16 protein-coding genes are annotated in these 16005 nt (G+C 62.8%); 10 read left to right on the plus strand and 6 right to left on the minus strand.

Going from position 1 to position 16005, the window contains the following annotated elements:
- Positions 1–53: 53 nt before the first annotated feature.
- On the minus strand, positions 54–1409 hold the full coding sequence (locus tag RSO67_RS03425; RefSeq protein ID WP_315842366.1) for an NAD(P)/FAD-dependent oxidoreductase: 1356 nt from the start codon (positions 1407–1409) through the stop codon (positions 54–56).
- A 287-nt stretch (positions 1410–1696) separates the two neighbouring features.
- Here RSO67_RS03425 and aat point away from each other — a divergent pair, with 287 nt between their 5' ends.
- Positions 1697–2383, plus strand: coding sequence for a leucyl/phenylalanyl-tRNA--protein transferase (aat, locus tag RSO67_RS03430; RefSeq protein ID WP_315842367.1), 687 nt, complete (start codon positions 1697–1699; stop codon positions 2381–2383).
- A 29-nt stretch (positions 2384–2412) separates the two neighbouring features.
- On the opposite strand, the gene RSO67_RS03435 is transcribed toward aat, so the two are convergent.
- Positions 2413–3333: a DUF2155 domain-containing protein gene (locus tag RSO67_RS03435; RefSeq protein ID WP_093758384.1), complete on the minus strand. Its 921-nt coding sequence runs from the start codon at positions 3331–3333 to the stop codon at positions 2413–2415.
- A 225-nt stretch (positions 3334–3558) separates the two neighbouring features.
- Between RSO67_RS03435 and RSO67_RS03440 the strand changes: the two genes are divergently transcribed.
- The 3 genes from RSO67_RS03440 to RSO67_RS03450 are packed head-to-tail and all read left to right on the plus strand — an operon-like array spanning position 3559 to position 5835.
- A complete protein-coding gene (locus RSO67_RS03440; RefSeq protein ID WP_315842368.1) occupies positions 3559–4338 on the plus strand; it encodes an SDR family NAD(P)-dependent oxidoreductase in 780 nt (259 codons plus the stop codon).
- A 27-nt stretch (positions 4339–4365) separates the two neighbouring features.
- Positions 4366–5313, plus strand: a complete 948-nt coding sequence (locus RSO67_RS03445) for an alpha/beta hydrolase (RefSeq protein WP_315842369.1) — start codon at positions 4366–4368, stop codon at positions 5311–5313.
- Positions 5314–5343: 30 nt separating this feature from the next.
- Entirely contained in the window at positions 5344–5835 is a 492-nt protein-coding gene (locus RSO67_RS03450; protein WP_315842370.1) for a GFA family protein, read from the plus strand.
- Here the strand turns inward: RSO67_RS03450 and RSO67_RS03455 are convergent.
- Positions 5832–6572 carry a GntR family transcriptional regulator gene (locus RSO67_RS03455; protein ID WP_315842371.1) on the minus strand — a complete coding sequence of 247 codons (741 nt, stop codon included), beginning with the start codon at positions 6570–6572 and terminating at the stop codon, positions 5832–5834. The two genes, RSO67_RS03450 and RSO67_RS03455, sit on opposite strands and share 4 nt — an antisense overlap.
- A 163-nt stretch (positions 6573–6735) precedes the next feature.
- Here RSO67_RS03455 and RSO67_RS03460 point away from each other — a divergent pair, with 163 nt between their 5' ends.
- From RSO67_RS03460 to aroQ, 4 genes are read left to right on the plus strand one after another with little or no spacing between them, the layout of a single operon-like run.
- Positions 6736–7755 (plus strand): TRAP transporter substrate-binding protein, encoded by a 1020-nt coding sequence (locus RSO67_RS03460; RefSeq protein ID WP_315842372.1) that lies wholly within the window; start codon positions 6736–6738, stop codon positions 7753–7755.
- Between the two features lie 57 nt (positions 7756–7812).
- Positions 7813–8388, plus strand: coding sequence for a TRAP transporter small permease (locus tag RSO67_RS03465; protein ID WP_315842373.1), 576 nt, complete (start codon positions 7813–7815; stop codon positions 8386–8388).
- Positions 8385–9665, plus strand: a complete 1281-nt coding sequence (locus RSO67_RS03470) for a TRAP transporter large permease subunit (protein WP_315842374.1) — start codon at positions 8385–8387, stop codon at positions 9663–9665. Before RSO67_RS03465 ends, RSO67_RS03470 begins: the two co-directional genes overlap by 4 nt.
- Positions 9666–9679: 14 nt before the next feature.
- Positions 9680–10117 (plus strand): type II 3-dehydroquinate dehydratase, encoded by a 438-nt coding sequence (gene aroQ, locus RSO67_RS03475; RefSeq protein ID WP_315842375.1) that lies wholly within the window; start codon positions 9680–9682, stop codon positions 10115–10117.
- A 22-nt stretch (positions 10118–10139) separates the two neighbouring features.
- Here aroQ and aspA read toward each other — a convergent pair whose 3' ends face one another.
- Entirely contained in the window at positions 10140–11555 is a 1416-nt protein-coding gene (gene aspA / locus RSO67_RS03480; protein ID WP_315842376.1) for an aspartate ammonia-lyase, read from the minus strand.
- A 301-nt stretch (positions 11556–11856) separates the two neighbouring features.
- A complete protein-coding gene (locus tag RSO67_RS03485) occupies positions 11857–12267 on the minus strand; it encodes an NADH:ubiquinone oxidoreductase subunit NDUFA12 (protein ID WP_184517027.1) in 411 nt (136 codons plus the stop codon).
- A 287-nt stretch (positions 12268–12554) separates the two neighbouring features.
- Here RSO67_RS03485 and RSO67_RS03490 point away from each other — a divergent pair, with 287 nt between their 5' ends.
- Both RSO67_RS03490 and RSO67_RS03495 read left to right on the plus strand, forming a co-directional pair.
- Positions 12555–13070, plus strand: a complete 516-nt coding sequence (locus tag RSO67_RS03490) for a BA14K family protein (protein ID WP_315842377.1) — start codon at positions 12555–12557, stop codon at positions 13068–13070.
- 202 nt (positions 13071–13272) lie between these two features.
- Positions 13273–14469, plus strand: coding sequence for a GAF domain-containing sensor histidine kinase (locus tag RSO67_RS03495; RefSeq protein ID WP_315842378.1), 1197 nt, complete (start codon positions 13273–13275; stop codon positions 14467–14469).
- Between the two features lie 3 nt (positions 14470–14472).
- Here the strand turns inward: RSO67_RS03495 and RSO67_RS03500 are convergent, their stop codons facing one another.
- Positions 14473–15933, minus strand: coding sequence for a glycosyltransferase family 2 protein (locus RSO67_RS03500; RefSeq protein WP_315842379.1), 1461 nt, complete (start codon positions 15931–15933; stop codon positions 14473–14475).
- Positions 15934–16005 lie beyond the last annotated feature (72 nt).

Genomic DNA, 16005 nt, shown 5'->3' on the forward strand with positions numbered 1-16005 from the left:
GACATCCATGGCCTCTATTCTTGCCAAGCCGCCCTGGCAACCGTCCCGGGATGTCAGCGCGCCGAACTAACGCGCTTTTCCTCGCCGCTATGCGACGGCACGGATTGGCTGTCGACCACGGCACGCCCCTGCGTGATCAGCCGCGCGCCGCGCTGATCCAGCGTGTGGATCCACAGCCAGTTGATCGCAACCGCAAGACGATTACGCAGCCCGATCAGGAAGTAGATATGGGCGATGCCCCAGATCCACCACGCCAGCGCGCCGCGCAGTCTGACGCGGCCGAAGTCGATCACGGCGAGCTTCTTGCCGATCTGTGCGAGACTGCCGTCGTGCGAATAGCGAAACGGTGCGGGCGTCTCGTCGCGCAAACGTTGTTTGATTGCTGACGCCACATAGCGCCCTTCCTGCTTTGCGGCCGGGGCAATGCCAGGTACCGGCTTGCCATCAGGGGCAGCAACGCTCACGGTATCACCGACAGCGAATATCTCGGGATGCCCCGGCACTGTGAGATCCGGATTGACCTGCAGACGCCCGGCGCGATCAGCGGCAACGCCCAACCATTCGGCAGCCGGCGACGCGCGCACGCCTGCCGCCCAGATGATCGTCCTGGCGCCGAGGGCCCTGTCGCCATAGACAACGCCATCGATGTTGCAATCCGACACGGCATGTCCGAGCGCGACTTCGACGCCGAGCTTCTCTAGCGAGCGTTGCGCATAGGCCGACAGGTCCTCCGGAAATCCAGCGAGCACGCGTGTCCCCGCCTCGATCAGCACCACGCGCGTCTCGCGCGTATTGATATTGCGAAAATCTTCCGGCAGCGTCACCCGCGCGAGCTCCGCGATGGTGCCGGCGAGTTCGACACCAGTCGGTCCGGCGCCGATAATCACGAAGGTCAGCAGTGCCGCACGCTTGACGGGATCGCTCTCGCGTTCGGCACGCTCAAAGGCCGTGAGAATACGGCGGCGCAGCGTGGTCGCATCTTCCAGCGTCTTGAGGCCCGGCGCGAACGGCTCCCATTCATCATGGCCGAAATAGGCGTGGCCGGCACCCGTGGCGAGCACCAGTGTGTCATAGGGCAGCGTCTGCCCGTCATCGAGCAGCACCCGGCGCGCCGCCGCATCCACGCCCGTCACGGTGCCGAGCAATGTCGTCACATCCTTGCGTCCACGCAACAGATAACGGATCGGCCAGGCGATCTCCGACGTCGCCAGCGACGCGGTAGCGACCTGATACAGCAGCGGCTGAAACAGATGATGATTGCGGCGATCGACAATGGTGATGCTGACATCGGCACCGGTCAGCCGATACACGGTCTCCAGCCCGCCGAAGCCGGCGCCAACAACGACCACGCGATGAGGTGTTGTCGTTCTGGTCGATGCCTTGCCGTCGATTGTCACGATATTCGTCATGGTGAACAGGCTCCCTGCCTGCATCCTGGTAGCTATGCCCGCCATCCGAACAATCAAGCAACAATCGGGCGCACCAGGCCGGTTGTTGAGCGGTTCCAGATTGATCAGCCCGCGTTGGCATCAGTGTGCCCTGCGCCGCCAGGACTGATCCAATAAGTAAGCCAAATACCGGGCATAAGCATTGGTTGGTTCGTGGTTCCGATCCTCCGAGGCACCCTCAATCCGCTCAGCACCTGTCGAGCGCAGAGACCGTCGCCCAGGCCGCCTCGGCCTGCTATGCTGGCCGCATGAGCTCACGCGACTCCGCCTCTTCCGAGGTCACGCCCGAACTGCTGCTGCGTGCCTATGCCTGCGGCATCTTCCCGATGTCGGAAAGCGCCGACGATCCCGGCCTGTTCTGGGTCGAGCCCGAGATGCGCGGCGTCATTCCGCTGGATCGGTTTCGCATCAGCTCGCGCCTCGCCCGCACCGTGCGCTCCGACGTATTCACCGTGACCGTCAACACCGCCTTCAAGCGCGTGATGGCCGAATGCGCCGCGCCAAAGCCGGGCCGCGAGGACACCTGGATCAACACGCGTATCCGCGACCTCTATGGCGAGCTCCATGAGATGGACCACGCCCACAGCGTCGAGATCTGGCAGGACGACACGCTGGCCGGTGGGCTCTATGGCGTATCGCTCGGCCGTGCCTTCTTCGGCGAGAGCATGTTTCACCATGCACGCGATGCCTCGAAGGTGGCACTCGTGCATCTGGTCGCGCGGCTGATCGCCGGCGATTTCAAGCTGCTCGACACCCAATATGTCACCGATCATCTGCTGAGCTTCGGCGCACAGGAAGTGCCGCGCGCGCGTTATCGCAAGCTGCTCGACGCATCGCTCGACGGCATTGCGGAATTCGACAGACTGCCGATGGATTTCCCGCTCAAGGGCGCGACGGTGCTGGACATCATCGCGGGACGGAACGGCGCCTCTTAAGACGCGCCGTAGTAGACGCGCCGTAGTGCTTACTGCCGGAACGCCGGGAAGCCCGGCGGTGGCTGCAGGGGCTGCTGCTGGGCGCGCGGCTGCTGTTTCGGCGGCGCGCGCTTCTGGGCCGGCGGCGGCGCACGCGGTGCGTCGGGCTGTGTCGTCGCAACCGTGGCTTCCGGCTGCTTACAGTCGGTCAGCCAGATGTCGTAGATCGGGTGCTCGACGCCGTGCAGGCCCGGACTGGCCGCAAACATCCAGCCTGAGAAGATGCGCTTCACTTCGCCCTGCAGCGTGATTTCGTCGACCTCGACGAAAGCGTCGGTATTCGCCGCCTCGGTCGCCGGACGCGTGTAGCAGGCATCGGTCTTCACGCGGAGCGCGCCGAACTGCACGGTCTCGCCGATATCGGCGTCGAAATTGATGATGCGGCCGGTGATCTTGTCGAGGCCCGAGAAGCTGGCCTTCTTGTTGACGATCTTCTGCGCCGGCGGCTCGGTGACGACTTCGTCGCCGGGTTGCAGCGTGGCAGGCGTCGGCGGCGCCACCTTCGGCGGCTGACGGCCACCGGGAGTGGCGGCAGGTGGCGCGTTGGCCACGCCGGGCTGTTGCTGCCCTGGCGCGGCCGGCTGCTGGGCCTGTCCCTGCCCCGGCGGGTTCTGCGGAACGATGGTGGTGTTGCTGCCGGGCGGCGGTGCCAGCGGCTGCGACTGCACGGCGCCGGGCGGCGGTGCGCCCATGCCGGGACGGGTCGGCAACAGACGGCCCTGCGGCAGTTCCGGCACCTCTTCCTCGTCGTCCATGGGCGGCGGGGGTTGCTGGCCACGCGGCACCGCCCCCGGCGGCCGTGGCGGCGTGTCGCCGAACAGCGGACCGAACTGCGCCTGCACAGGTGCAGGCGACAGTGAGGTGGCGGCCAGAAGGGCCGCAAATCCGGCAATGGTCAGGGTTCGCAACATGCGGCGCGGCTCAATCGAGAATCAGGCTCGCGACATTGTAGGAGAATGGCCGCGTAATCGCCTCCGGTTAACACGCCGAATGCGGCGGCGAAAGGGCACCCTGCTCCCCATACCGCCCGGCTGGTCAGGTCATTCTCCCCGTGAAATAGTCCACATCAGGCAGGCGCGCGATGCGCGACCGGCCATCAATCCGGAACAAACCGGAGCATGGGGAGAGCGTTCAATATGGCTGACGGAATCCGTCTAGACGGCAGGGTAGCCGTCGTTACCGGCGCGGCCGGGGTGATCGGCACCGAGACCATCCAGTTGCTGGCGGCGCGCGGCGCCAGAATCGTCGCAGTGGATCGCGATGCCGGCGCATTGCAGCGCGCGGTCGAACAACTCCCCGCTTCCGCCGAAGCATCGGCACTCACCGCCGACGTCACCAGCGAGGAAGACGTCATCGGCTATGTCGCCGCCGCCGTGAAACGCTTCGGCACCATCGACATTTTCTACAACAACGCCGGCATCGAGGGCACGATCACGCCCATCGTGAAGATGTCGCTCACCGACTTCCGGCGAGTGCTCGACGTCAATGTGGTCGGCGTCTTTCTCGGCATGAAGCACGTGCTGCCGGTGATGCTGAAGGCCAACAAGGGCTCGATCATCAACACCGCGTCCATCGCCGGCGTCATCGGCTCGGCCGAAGTCGCCGTCTACAGCGCCAGCAAACACGCAGTGATCGGCCTCACCAAGAGCGCGGCGCAGGAATGCACCGGCACCAATGTTCGAGTGAACTGCGTTTGCCCCGGCCTGATCGACAGCCGCATGCTGAGTGCGATTGTGGATGCCCGCGTCGGCCGCGGCGCGCCTGCCCCGGTCGAGAAGGTCGTCGATCGCGTGCCGCAGCGCCGGCTCGGCCTCGCCCGGGAAGTCGCGCCAATCGTGGCCTTCCTCGCCTCCGACGATGCGAGCTACGTCACCGGCTCCGCTTACACCGTCGATGGCGGCCGCACCTCCGCTTAAACATCAAGAAAACCAAGAGCAGATCACATGCCCGTTGTTCTCGATCCCGATGCCGCTGCCGTTCTCAACGTCTTTCGCGATGCCGGCCGTCCACCCTATGAGACGATCTCGCCGCAGGAAGCGCGCGAGTGGTATTTGAAAGCGCGCCCGGTCGCCAATCCCGAACCGCCGGAACTGGCGTCGGTGACATCCATGACGGTGCCCGGCCCGGCCGGCGCCATTCCCGTGCGCCTCTACACACCAAAGACCCTACGGAAAAAGGACGGCATGTCGCCGTGCCTGGTGTTCTTCCACGGCGGCGGCTGGGTGATCGGCGATCTCGATAGCCACGATGTGGTGTGTCGCATCCTCGCGCATGAAGGCGAGATGATCGTGATCTCGGTCGACTATCGCCTCGCGCCGGAGAACAAGTTTCCGGCAGCCATCGACGACGCCATCGCTGCGACGCGCTGGATTTCCGACAATGCCGTGCAGCTCAATGTGGATGCGAAGCAGATCAGCGTCGGCGGCGACAGCGCTGGCGGCAATCTCGCGGCCATCGTGACGATCGATGCACGCGACAATGGCGGACCCAAGCTCGCCGGCCAGTTGCTGATCTATCCCGCCACTGATTTTCGCATGAGCCATCCCTCGCACAGCGAACCGGAGACGAGCTGCCTGTTGACACATAACGTCATCCGCTGGTTCGCCGATCACTATCTCGCCAGCAAGTCCGACGTTGATAACTGGCGGGCCTCACCTGCCCGGATGGACAATCTGACAGGCCTGCCGCCAGCCTATGTGCTGACCGCCGGCGCCGATCCGCTGCGTGACGAAGGCGACGAATATGCCAGACGCCTATCAGAGGCCGGCGTGGCCGTGACCTACAAGACCTATCCCGGCCAGTTTCACGGCTTCATCACCATGGGCAAGATCCTGCCCAAGGCAAACACCGCGCTCCATGAGATGGGGGAATGGCTTAAAGGGTTGGGCTAGCGCGCTGGCGGCGTCCCGGGAGCAATCGCAATGAAGAAGCCGGAGAAGATCGCACCCGGCGGTCCGGCCAGGGGCCGTTGCCTATGTGGCACGGTTCAGTTCGAAATCGATTTTCCGGCGCGCTGGGCGTGGCACGATCATTCCCGCGCAACACGGCAGGCGCATGGCGCCGCCTACGCCACCTATGTCGGCAGCTGGCGCAAGCGTCTCCGCGTCACTGCAGGCGAAGCGGAGATCACGCGCTTTGAAGACAAGGCGTCGGGAACCACCCGAAGCTTCTGCGCGCGATGCGGCACGCCGCTGTTCTACGAACGTGCCCGCTCGCCGCACATGGTCAACATTCCCCGCGCATTGTTCGGCAGCCGAACCGGCCGGCAGCCGCTTTATCATATCGGCATCGAGGAGTTGCAGGAGTGGACCTACACTGGCGAGCCGCTGGTCCCGCTTAAGGGTTTTCCGGGTGTCGTCTGGGAGCGTCCAGGACGAAAGAAGAAACGGACTCCAAACGACGAACCGTTCTAGGTTTTCAGTTTCCTGCGCTGCTGGACGGTTTGCTGCCGCGACGGAGCATGAGCCGGTCTCAGCCAGTCCGAATTGCCAAGCGCATGTTTCACGCAGTCATGGATGTGGGTGTGCAGCAGTTTTCGCGCCTTCGCGGAATCCCGTGCCAGCGCAGCATTCATCAATTCGCGGTGCTCGACCGCGGCCACCTCGCCGCGAAACACCACAGCCAGCATCTGATAGCGCAGATACTTGTCGTAAGCCGCGGACAGCGCATCGAGCAGCACCTGTGAGCCGCAGGCCGCGATCAGCGCGCGGTGAAATTGCCAGTCACACTGTTTCCAGGCCTCGGTCTTCGACTTGTCGCCGGCCAGCATGGCCTTTTCCATGGCGGACAGTTTGTGATGGGCGGAGACCACCAGCGCCTCCCAGTCGAGATCGCCTGATTTGAAGGACTGCTCGATGGCATGACCTTCCAGCAGTTCGCGCAATTCGGCGATCTGCTGGAATTCCGTGGCCGAGATCGACGTGACCTCGAAGCCGCGCTGGCCCTCTGCGACGACAAAGCCTTCCGAACACAAACGGTTCAGCGTCTCGCGCAGCGTCGAGACGCTGGTGCCATAGGCAACGCTCATCTTCTCCAGCTTCAGCTTCTGGCCGGGCTCAAGCGTGCCGAAAATCACGTCGTTGCGGATGCGCCGATAGGCGCTGTCGCCAACGGTTTCTGAGGCCCGGTCCGCAATGAGGGTATCCAGCATGAAAGGTCCTGGTGACGAGGAATGGTCGCGCTGCGCCACCATACATCACCCCGCGCCGCAGACACAAATCATCATAGATAACGTAAAATATCGGTTGATTTTTGTTTTGTCGTAGATGACGGTGACGCCAAGAAGTAAAAATACCATCCAAGGGAGCCTCAACATGTCCGTACACCCGAAGTCCGCCGTCTGGCTTGCCGCCATCGCCGCCACCCTCGCCATCGCCGGCGGCCCTGCATCCGCGCAGGTACAGGAGCGCACGATCCGCTGGGGTCACCTCAACAACACTGATCATCCCGTCAGCAAGGGCGTGCAGAAGTTCACCGAACTCGTCGCGGCCAAGAGCGGTGGCAAGATGAAGGTGCGCGAATATCCCGCCAACCAGCTCGGCTCGGAGATGCAGCAGCAGTCGGCATTGCGCGCCGGCACGCAGGAAATGCAGTCGCCCGCCACGACCTCGCTGGTCGGCATCGTCAAGGATTACGGGCTGATCGATTTCCCCTTTATCGTCTCGACGCCGAAACAGGCCGACGCGCTGCTGGATGGTCCGCTCGGCTCGGCCCTGCTGGCCAAGCTGCCGGAGAAGGGTCTGATCGGTCTCGGCTATTGGGATCTCGGCTTCCGCAACGTCACCAACAGCCGCCGCCCGGTCACCAAGGGCGAAGACCTCGACGGCATCAAGATCCGCGTGATCCCGAACCCGGTCTATCTCGAGACCTTCAAGGCGTTCAACGCCAATCCGGTGCCGATGAGCTTCTCCGAGCTCTACACCGCGCTGGAAACACGCACAGTGGACGGCCAGGAAAATCCGTTCTCGGTGATCCTCTCGAACAAATTCTATGAGGTGCAGAAGTATCTCAGCGTCACCAACCACACCTATTCGACCAATATCATCCTGGTGAGCAAGGTGTTCTGGGACAAGTTGTCCAAGGACGAGCAGAAGATCCTGCAGGATGCTGCCAACGAGGCCCGCGACTATCAGCGCAAGGTCAGCCGCGAACAGGCCACTGCGGCGATCGAGGAGCTGAAGACCAAGGGCATGGAAGTGAACGCCATCGCTCCGACCGAGCTTGCGAAGATGCGCGACAAGACCAAGCCGATCGCGGCAAAATTCTCCGCCGACTACGATCAGGACATCGTCAAGCTGTTCAACAGCGAACTTGAGCGCGTTCACAAGGACTGAGCAGCGCATCACCAACCGTCACTACGCGACGATCCAACGCTCACTGCGAAAGCATCCATGCCCGCTTCATCAACTACTGCGACAAGCAGGATCGTCGAAGCCTATTACTCGTCGATCAAGGTCATCATGGCGGTGTTGCTTGCCGCCATGGTGGTCCTGGTATTCGGCAATGTGGTTCTACGTTACGTCTTTAACTCGGGCATCGCCCTTTCCGAAGAGCTGTCGCGCTGGCTGTTCGTCTGGATGGTGTTTCTCGGCGCCATCGTCGGCCTCCGCGAACACGCCCATCTCGGCGTCGACAGTTTCGTGAAGCTGTTGTCGCCGATGGGCCGCAAGATCTGCTACGCGCTCAGTCACGCGCTGATGCTCTACGCCTCTGTATTGCTCACCGAAGGCTCGTGGAAACAGACAGTGCTGAACTGGGACACGACAGCGCCCGCCTCCGGTCTCTCCGTCGGCCTGTTCTACGCCGCAGGTCTCGTCTTCGGCGTCGCCTCGATCCCGATCCTGCTGCATGACCTCTATCGCCTGTTCAGCGGGCAACTCGCCACGTCGGAGTTGATCGCCATCAGTGAATCCGAGGAGCATGTCCCTGCGGCGCCCGCCCCTGCCAACGGGAACGACCGCCGATGACCATCAGCATCTTCACGTTCTCGCTGCTCGGCGCGATGGCCATCGGCATGCCGATCGCATTCGCCCTGATCATCTGCGGCGTCGCGCTGATGACCTATCTGGATATATTCGACTCCCAGATCATCGCGCAGAACGTCATCAATGGCGTCGATTCCTTCCCGCTGATGGCGGTGCCGTTTTTCATCCTGGCCGGCGAGATCATGAACACCGGCGGCCTCGCCCGCCGCATCCTGAACTTCGCCATCGCCCTTGTCGGCCATCTGCGCGGCGGGCTCGGCTATGTCGCGATCCTGACCTCCTGCATCCTGGCATCGCTGTCCGGGTCTGCCGTTGCCGACGCCGCCGCGCTCGGCGCATTGCTGGTCCCGATGATGGTTGCGGCCGGGCATAACCGCGCCTCCGCGGCCGGCCTCGTTGCCGCTGGCGGCATCATCGCGCCGGTGATCCCTCCTTCGATCGGATTCGTGATCTTCGGCGTGGCTGCTGGAGTTTCCATCTCAAAACTGTTTCTCGCCGGTGTCGTGCCGGGCCTGATGCTCGGCGGCAGCCTGTGCCTCGCCTGGTGGTGGGTTGCGCGCAACGAGAATTCGGTGAGTCCGCCGCGCCAGAGCCTGGTGCAGATCTTTCGCGCGCTGATCGACGGCTTCTGGGCCTTGATGCTGCCAATGATCATCATCGTCGGGCTGCGCTTTGGCATCTTTACGCCGACCGAGGCGGCCGTTGTCGTTGCGGTCTACTCCTTCATCGTGGCAACGTTCGTCTATCGCGAGCTGACGCTGGCGCAGCTGATGAACATCCTGATCAGTTCAGCCCAGATCACCGCCGTGGTGATGTTCCTGGTCGCGGCAGCGCTCGTGTCATCGTGGCTGATCACGGTGGCCGAAATTTCCGGCCAGATAGTCGAACTCGCCCGCCCCTTCATGGGCAACCAGACGCTATTGATGATCGTGTTGATGATCATCGTCGTCATCGTCGGCACGGCGCTCGACATGACGCCGACCATCCTGATCCTGACGCCCGTATTGATGCCAATCGTCCGCGAGGCCGGCATCGACCCGGTCTATTTCGGGGTGCTGTTCATCATCAACAACGCGATCGGACTGATCACGCCACCCGTCGGCGTGGTGCTCAATGTGGTGTGCGGCGTGGCGAAGGTGAGCATGGACGAGATCATGCGCGGCGTCTGGCCGTTCATGATCGCACAATTGGTGGTGCTCGCGCTGCTGACGCTGTTTCCGTCGCTCGTGATGGTGCCGGCGAAGTGGCTCGGCGGCTAGAAGGAAGTTCGACAATGAAACGCGTGATGATCCTCAACGGTCCCAACCTCAACCTGCTCGGCGTGCGGGAGCCGCATATCTACGGAACCACCACGCTCGACCAGATCAAGGCCAACTGCGAGGAACAGGCGGTCAAACTCAAATTGGCGCTGGCGTTCCATCAGTCGAACCACGAAGGCGTATTGGTCGATCTCATCCAGTCAGCCCGTCAGGATGCCGACGCCATCATCATCAATCCCGCGGGCTATTCGTTCACTTCGATCGCCATGCTCGACGCGATGAAAGCGTTCGAGGGACCGATCGTGGAGCTGCACATTTCGAACATCCACGCGCGCGACAAGTATCATCGCCATTCTGTGCTCTCGCAGGCTGCCACCGCTGTGATCTGCGGTCTCGGACCGTACGGCTATGTCGCAGCGATGCTGGCGGTCGCGCAGATGCCCACGCGTTGATCGCGCCGGGCCGATGCGGCCTTCATTCGCGGATCAACATGCTCTGGGGCTTGGTGAGTACGTCGGGGTGGAGAATGGCGGCAAGGGTCGTTGCAGGCAGCAGACCTTTTTCCAGCACCAGATTGTAGACGCTGCGGCCGGTTTCATGGGCCTCGACCGCAACGGCGGTGGCATTGGCGTAGCCAATATAGGGATTGAGCGCGGTGACGAGACCGATCGAATTCTCGACATAGGCGCGGAGGCGTTCGGTGTTCGCCGTGATGCCCGAGACACAACGCTTCTCCAGCGTCAGGCAAGCCTCCCGCATATGGCTGACGCTCTTGAACAGGCTGTGCGCGATGATCGGCTCGAACGCGTTGAGCTGAAGCTGGCCGGCCTCGGCCGCAAAGGTCACCGTGAGATCATTGCCGATCACCTCGAACGCGACCTGGTTCACGACCTCGGGAATCACGGGGTTCACCTTGCCCGGCATGATCGAAGAGCCCGCCTGCACGGCCGGAAGATTGATCTCGTTGAGACCAGCGCGCGGGCCGCTGGACAGCAGCCGGAGGTCGTTGCAGATCTTGGAAATCTTGACGGCCACACGCTTGAGCACGCCGGACAACTGCACGAACGCACCGCAATCCTGCGTGGCTTCGATCAGGTTTACAGCGGTGACCAGCGGCATTCCCGTGATGGCGACGAGATGCTTGCAGACCAGCCGCGCATAGTCCGGATGCGACGCGATTCCGGTGCCGATGGCGGTCGCTCCCATGTTGATCTCACAGATCAGCAATGCCGCCTCGCGCAGCCTATCCTCGTCTTCGCCGATCATGACGCCGTAAGTGCTGAACTCCTGACCGAGCGTCATGGGCACCGCGTCCTGCAACTGGGTGCGGCCCATTTTCAGGACATCCTTGAACTCTTCGGCCTTGCGTTCGAAACCCTGGCGCAACACGGCCATCGCATCGATCAGGTGAAACACGCCGTGATAGGTCGCGATCTTCAACGCCGTGGGATACACGTCGTTGGTGCTCTGGCTCATATTGACCTGTTCGTTCGGGTGCAGGTACCCGTAGTCGCCTTTGCCATGACCGAGAATTTCCAGCGCACGATTGGCGATCACCTCGTTCGCGTTCATGTTGGTAGAGGTACCGGCGCCGCCCTGGATGACGTCCACCACGAACTGGTCATGCAGGCGACCGGCGCGAATTTCCTCGCAGGCAGCGATGATCGCATCGCCGCGTATCTTGTCGAGCAGCCCCAGCTCCATATTCGACAGAGCCGCCGCCTGCTTGATCGCAGCGAGCGCGCTGATGAGTTCGGGATAGATGGAAATCGGAATCCCGGTGATCGGAAAATTTTCGACGGCCCTCAGCGTATGAACGCCGTAATAGGCGTCGGCCGGGACATCGCGGTTGCCCAACAGATCGTGCTCACTGCGCGTGTCGTTGGTCATGTCGGATTTTCCTGAGTTGTCGCTGTGAACAGACGAATAATCTCGTCAGCCGTCCTCTTCCCCGATCATGCCCAGTGAGCTTTCGAAACCTACCATCTCGAACTCACATGTTACGGCAATATCGTATCCGCCCCAGCCCAGTCGATCGAGTACAATCCGGCGCCGCCCTAGAAGGCGGGCTCATCCGAGGCGGCACGCCGGACGTGCTTGCCGGCTGCAAGAGCTGGCGGCCGGAAGCAATGCGAGGCCGTGCACGCCGCAGAGCGGCCCGCACAACCGGTCGTCCAGAACGGGTGAGTTGTTACGAGCCCGGCGTCCAGGCCTGGTAGTCGCCGGTCGCCTTGGGACGCCGGCCGCTGGCCAGTGTCGAGCCTGACGGACGATAGGCCGCTGGCGAACCGGTCAGGTTCGGCTGATGCGGCTTCTGCCATTCGCGCGGCGTGTAGGTCTCTTCAGTCGGCGGCACGTCCACCGTGTGGTGCATCCAGCCATGCCAGGCCGGTGGGATCTTGGTGGCTTCGGCATAGCCATTGTAGATCACCCAGCGGCGCTCGAAGCCCAGTGTCGGGTCGATCTTGCCACCCTTGGTGCGGTAATATGTGTTGCCCTGCTCGTCGGTGCCGACCAGTTCGCCGAATCGCGACGTCCACAGGTTCGTCCCGAAGGTCGTCCCGCTCCACCACGTGAAGAATTTCAGCAGAAACTGTTTCATATTTTGAACCGTTCGAAGGTTTTCGTCGGGTTGTTGATGCCATCCGGACCGCCAAATGTCCAGTTACCGCCGCGACCGATCGCCGCCTGCAACTGATCGTGACAAGCCTCGTATCGGCCTCCCCCGAACCCTACCTCCAAAGTACCTGCAGTCGCAGAAACGGCGCAATCCATTCATGCCGCATACAGTTCCGGACGATCATTCTGTCGTTGCGGAATAACCGCGTGGCGGCAGGGAACGGCAGTCCCTTCAGGGGGTTGAAGATGCATCCCAGACAGGAGCAAACAATGACGAATTTGAAAATCTTGAGTGTCGCAGCAGCCGTCGCTGTGGCCATCCCCGCCTTCGCGGTGACCCCAAGCTACGCACAAAACACCAAGGTCGTGGGCGTTGGCCCCGGCGGTGCGCGCACGATCGGCACGTTCTCTGGCGGCGGTCAGCGCTTTGGTGGCGGAGGTGGCGGCTGGCATGGCGGCCAGCGCCCCGGCGGCGGTGGCTGGAATCACGGTGGCGGCTGGCGCGGTGGTGGCTGGCGTGGCGGCGGTTACGGCCCGGGCTTCGCAGCCGGCGCTATTATTGGCAGCGGTCTGGCCGCCAGCAGCTATTACGGGAATTCCTACGGCTATTATGGCGGCAGCCCGTACTACGGCAGCAGCTATTATGACGAAGCGCCGGATGTGGTCGAAGTCGCTCCCGACACCGGCGGCGGCGACGTCGATTACTGCATCCGCACCTACAAGTCGTACAATGTCCGCACCGGCACCTATCTCGGTTATGACGGCCTGCGTCACGCCTGTCCGTAACACGATGATCTAAGCGTTACGCAAAGGACGGTGCCCGCGGCATCGTCCTTTGTCGTTTCTGGTTTGCGCCTGCCGTCTCAGGGTCTAAGAACGTGGATGCAGCAGGCGGGGGACATTCAGGGAACTCGCGCGTAGTGTTGATGGACACGTGGACCTATCTACCGGTTCGATGGGTCGACGACGTCGAGTGTGAGCAGGTTCAGTGGACGCGTCAGACAAGCCGAAGATCGCCGGGCTCCATCCCAATGAAGCCGAACGCCTCAAGGCGCTGCGCTCCTACGGCATTCTCGACACTGCCTTTGAGCCATCCTTCGACGACATCACCAAGATCGCCAGCTATGTCTGCCAGACGCCGATCTCGATCATCAGCCTGGTCGATGACGGCCGGCAGTGGTTCAAGTCGGAGATCGGTCTTGGCGTGCGGCAGACGCCGATGGATCAGTCGATCTGCGCGCATGCGATCCTCGAACACAGTTTTCTCGAAGTCGAGGACGTCACCAAGGATCCAAGGTTCGACTGCAATCCGCTGGTAACCGGCGAGCCACATGTGCGCTTTTATGCCGGCGCACTGCTGCGCACACCGGACGGCCTGCCGCTTGGCACCGTCTGCGTGCTCGACGACAAGCCGCGCGTGCTGTCAGTCGAACAGCGCGAGGTGCTGGCCGCCCTCGCCCGCCAGGTCATGGCGCAGATGGAATTCCGCCGGGCGCTGCATCTGTCGGATCGGCTTCAGCGCAATATCAGCCGGCTGATGGCGGTGGCAGGCCACGACCTGAAGCAGCCATTGCAGGTCATGATCATGGCAATCGACCGCATCCGCAACAAGCTGACCGACGAAAAGGACCGTGAGCGGCTCGGCTATGCCATCGATGCCGGCATGCGGATGGCGGAAGAGCTCGACCGTCTTGCCGAAACCTCGGTGATGGATGCCGGCTTTGGGATTCCGAACCTGCGATCGTTCCCGATCTCCGACGTGTTCGAGTCGATCATCGCCAACTGGCGCCTGCATGCCGACGCCAAAGGCCTCGACCTCGTCGTGATCCCCAGCAAGGCGCAAGTCGTCAGCGATCCCGGCATGTTGCGCGCGATCCTCGGCAATCTCGTCGGCAATGCCATCAAATATACAGAGCGCGGTCGTGTGCTGGTTGGCTGTCGCAAGCACGCCAACGCGGTGACCATCGAGGTGCTGGACTCCGGCACGGGCATTCCCGCCGAACAGCTCACCGCGATCTTCGATGCCTTCCACCAGATCAATCCGGCCAGCGAGGGCCTCGGCCTCGGCCTGTCGATCGTGCGGCGCACGGCCGAAGCGCTCGGCCATGTGATCGAAGTAAAGTCTGACCTCACCCACGGTTCGCATTTCACTGTGAAAGTGCCGTTGGCGGCGAAACCGCTCTAGCGACTACTCGCCCGCGTTGGGCGCCTGATGCGGCGGCAATGTAACGGGCGCAAAGCCCCATTCGTTGTTGCCGCGCAGGAACGCGATCCAGCCCCACGCCGCTCCGGCGTGACGCAGCAACTGAAAACTGAACGGCTCGAGGATCGCCGCGAACACCGCTGCGGCGACACTCGTCCGCGTGCGGCCGCCTGTCAGGCGCTGATAGAGATGCACGGTCCAGAGATAGACCAGGAAATCCGCGACGATCTTCGCGGTGATCAGACCGAACACCGGCACGGCGATGGCAGTCTTGCCGGTGACGAGCAAAGCCAGCAGCAATACGAAGGCCGTGAGGCCGTAGATCGGCTGCAGTGTATCCAGCGCCTTGATCGGCAGCATGCGCAGGCCGAGCCGGCCATAGCGGCGATTGCCGGTCATGTCGCGATTCCAATACTGCGTCTGCAGGAAGCCCGCGAACCAGCGCCGGCGCTGCCGCAGGAACGTCATGACGTGAGAGGGCGCTTCAGTGCGCGCCAGTGACGTGCCAACCATCCGCAACTGCCAATCCAGACCGTGATCGACGGCATGGCGATGCATGCGGTGGGTCAGCTCGTAGTCCTCGACAAGACACTCTGGATCGAAGCCACCGACGGCCACCAGCGCCTCCCTGCGGAAGCCGGCAAAGGCGCCGGAGATCAGCAGCAGGCTGTTGCCGCGCATCCAGGCGAAGCGCGAAATGATGTTGCGGATATATTCGTAGGTCTGGAACCACTGCATCACGCGGCCGCTGACGCTGTCGTCGCAGACCGGCACGAGAATGCCGCCGGCCGCGACCAGTGCGGGATCCGCAGCAAAGGCCGCGCGCATTTCGGCGATGGCATCGTCAGCCAGAAACGTATCGGCATCCAGCGTGATGACGATGTCGGTATCGGCCTTGAGGATCGCCGTGTTCAGCGCCCGCGCCTTGCCTTGATGCGGCAGGCGCAACCATTGCAGCCTGGAACTGCCGAACTGGCCGATGCTGCTCTGACCGACCGCCGGAATAGCGAGACCGTAGCGGTCACGGAGGAGCGTATCAGTTGCATCGCGCGAGCCGTCATCCGCGATCAGGATCAGATCCGGCGCATCGGATTGCCCCGCGATGGCCGCCAGCGCCTCCGGCAGATTCAGCGCCTCGTCATGCGCGGCTATCAGGATCCCCAGCGATGGACGCGATTGCGCGGCAACCGCTGCAGATGGACCACGCGCGGACACTGCCAGCGGCAGCGTCTGCCACACCACATAGAGCATCAGCACCGTGTCATAGGCGATATAGACCATGCCCGCCGACCACGCCCAGATGCTGGTGAGGAAGAACGCGCGGCCGAACAGCAGCGCCCAGAGCGCGAGTACGGCGAGATAGATCAGCAGGCTGATGAACGGCATCCGGCGCGGCGTGATACGCGGCGATGCGGCGGCGAAGGCCGCCTGAAGGGATATTGTCATGCCGTCAATTCAATCGCGCGTTCGAGCAAACCGGTCCTGCGACAGCTACGCGTGAATCGTGATCGGGTTGCG

Origin of the sequence: Tardiphaga sp. 709 (assembly GCF_032401055.1) — a bacterium.
Taxonomy (GTDB): domain Bacteria; phylum Pseudomonadota; class Alphaproteobacteria; order Rhizobiales; family Xanthobacteraceae; genus Tardiphaga.

Excerpts from the sequence above, each read along its gene's own strand:
- RSO67_RS03490 (WP_315842377.1), top strand. The coding sequence starts at position 12,555 with ATGACGAATTTGAAAATCTTGAGTGTCGCAGCAGCCGTCGCTGTGGCC.
- aspA (WP_315842376.1), bottom strand. The coding sequence starts at position 11,555 with ATGACCAACGACACGCGCAGTGAGCACGATCTGTTGGGCAACCGCGAT.
- RSO67_RS03450 (WP_315842370.1), top strand. The coding sequence starts at position 5,344 with ATGAAGAAGCCGGAGAAGATCGCACCCGGCGGTCCGGCCAGGGGCCGT.
- RSO67_RS03485 (WP_184517027.1), bottom strand. The coding sequence starts at position 12,267 with ATGAAACAGTTTCTGCTGAAATTCTTCACGTGGTGGAGCGGGACGACC.
- RSO67_RS03470 (WP_315842374.1), top strand. The coding sequence starts at position 8,385 with ATGACCATCAGCATCTTCACGTTCTCGCTGCTCGGCGCGATGGCCATC.
- RSO67_RS03460 (WP_315842372.1), top strand. The coding sequence starts at position 6,736 with ATGTCCGTACACCCGAAGTCCGCCGTCTGGCTTGCCGCCATCGCCGCC.
- aroQ (WP_315842375.1), top strand. The coding sequence starts at position 9,680 with ATGAAACGCGTGATGATCCTCAACGGTCCCAACCTCAACCTGCTCGGC.
- RSO67_RS03435 (WP_093758384.1), bottom strand. The coding sequence starts at position 3,333 with ATGTTGCGAACCCTGACCATTGCCGGATTTGCGGCCCTTCTGGCCGCC.
- RSO67_RS03445 (WP_315842369.1), top strand. The coding sequence starts at position 4,366 with ATGCCCGTTGTTCTCGATCCCGATGCCGCTGCCGTTCTCAACGTCTTT.
- RSO67_RS03440 (WP_315842368.1), top strand. The coding sequence starts at position 3,559 with ATGGCTGACGGAATCCGTCTAGACGGCAGGGTAGCCGTCGTTACCGGC.
- aat (WP_315842367.1), top strand. The coding sequence starts at position 1,697 with ATGAGCTCACGCGACTCCGCCTCTTCCGAGGTCACGCCCGAACTGCTG.
- RSO67_RS03500 (WP_315842379.1), bottom strand. The coding sequence starts at position 15,933 with ATGACAATATCCCTTCAGGCGGCCTTCGCCGCCGCATCGCCGCGTATC.
- RSO67_RS03425 (WP_315842366.1), bottom strand. The coding sequence starts at position 1,409 with ATGACGAATATCGTGACAATCGACGGCAAGGCATCGACCAGAACGACA.
- RSO67_RS03465 (WP_315842373.1), top strand. The coding sequence starts at position 7,813 with ATGCCCGCTTCATCAACTACTGCGACAAGCAGGATCGTCGAAGCCTAT.
- RSO67_RS03455 (WP_315842371.1), bottom strand. The coding sequence starts at position 6,572 with ATGCTGGATACCCTCATTGCGGACCGGGCCTCAGAAACCGTTGGCGAC.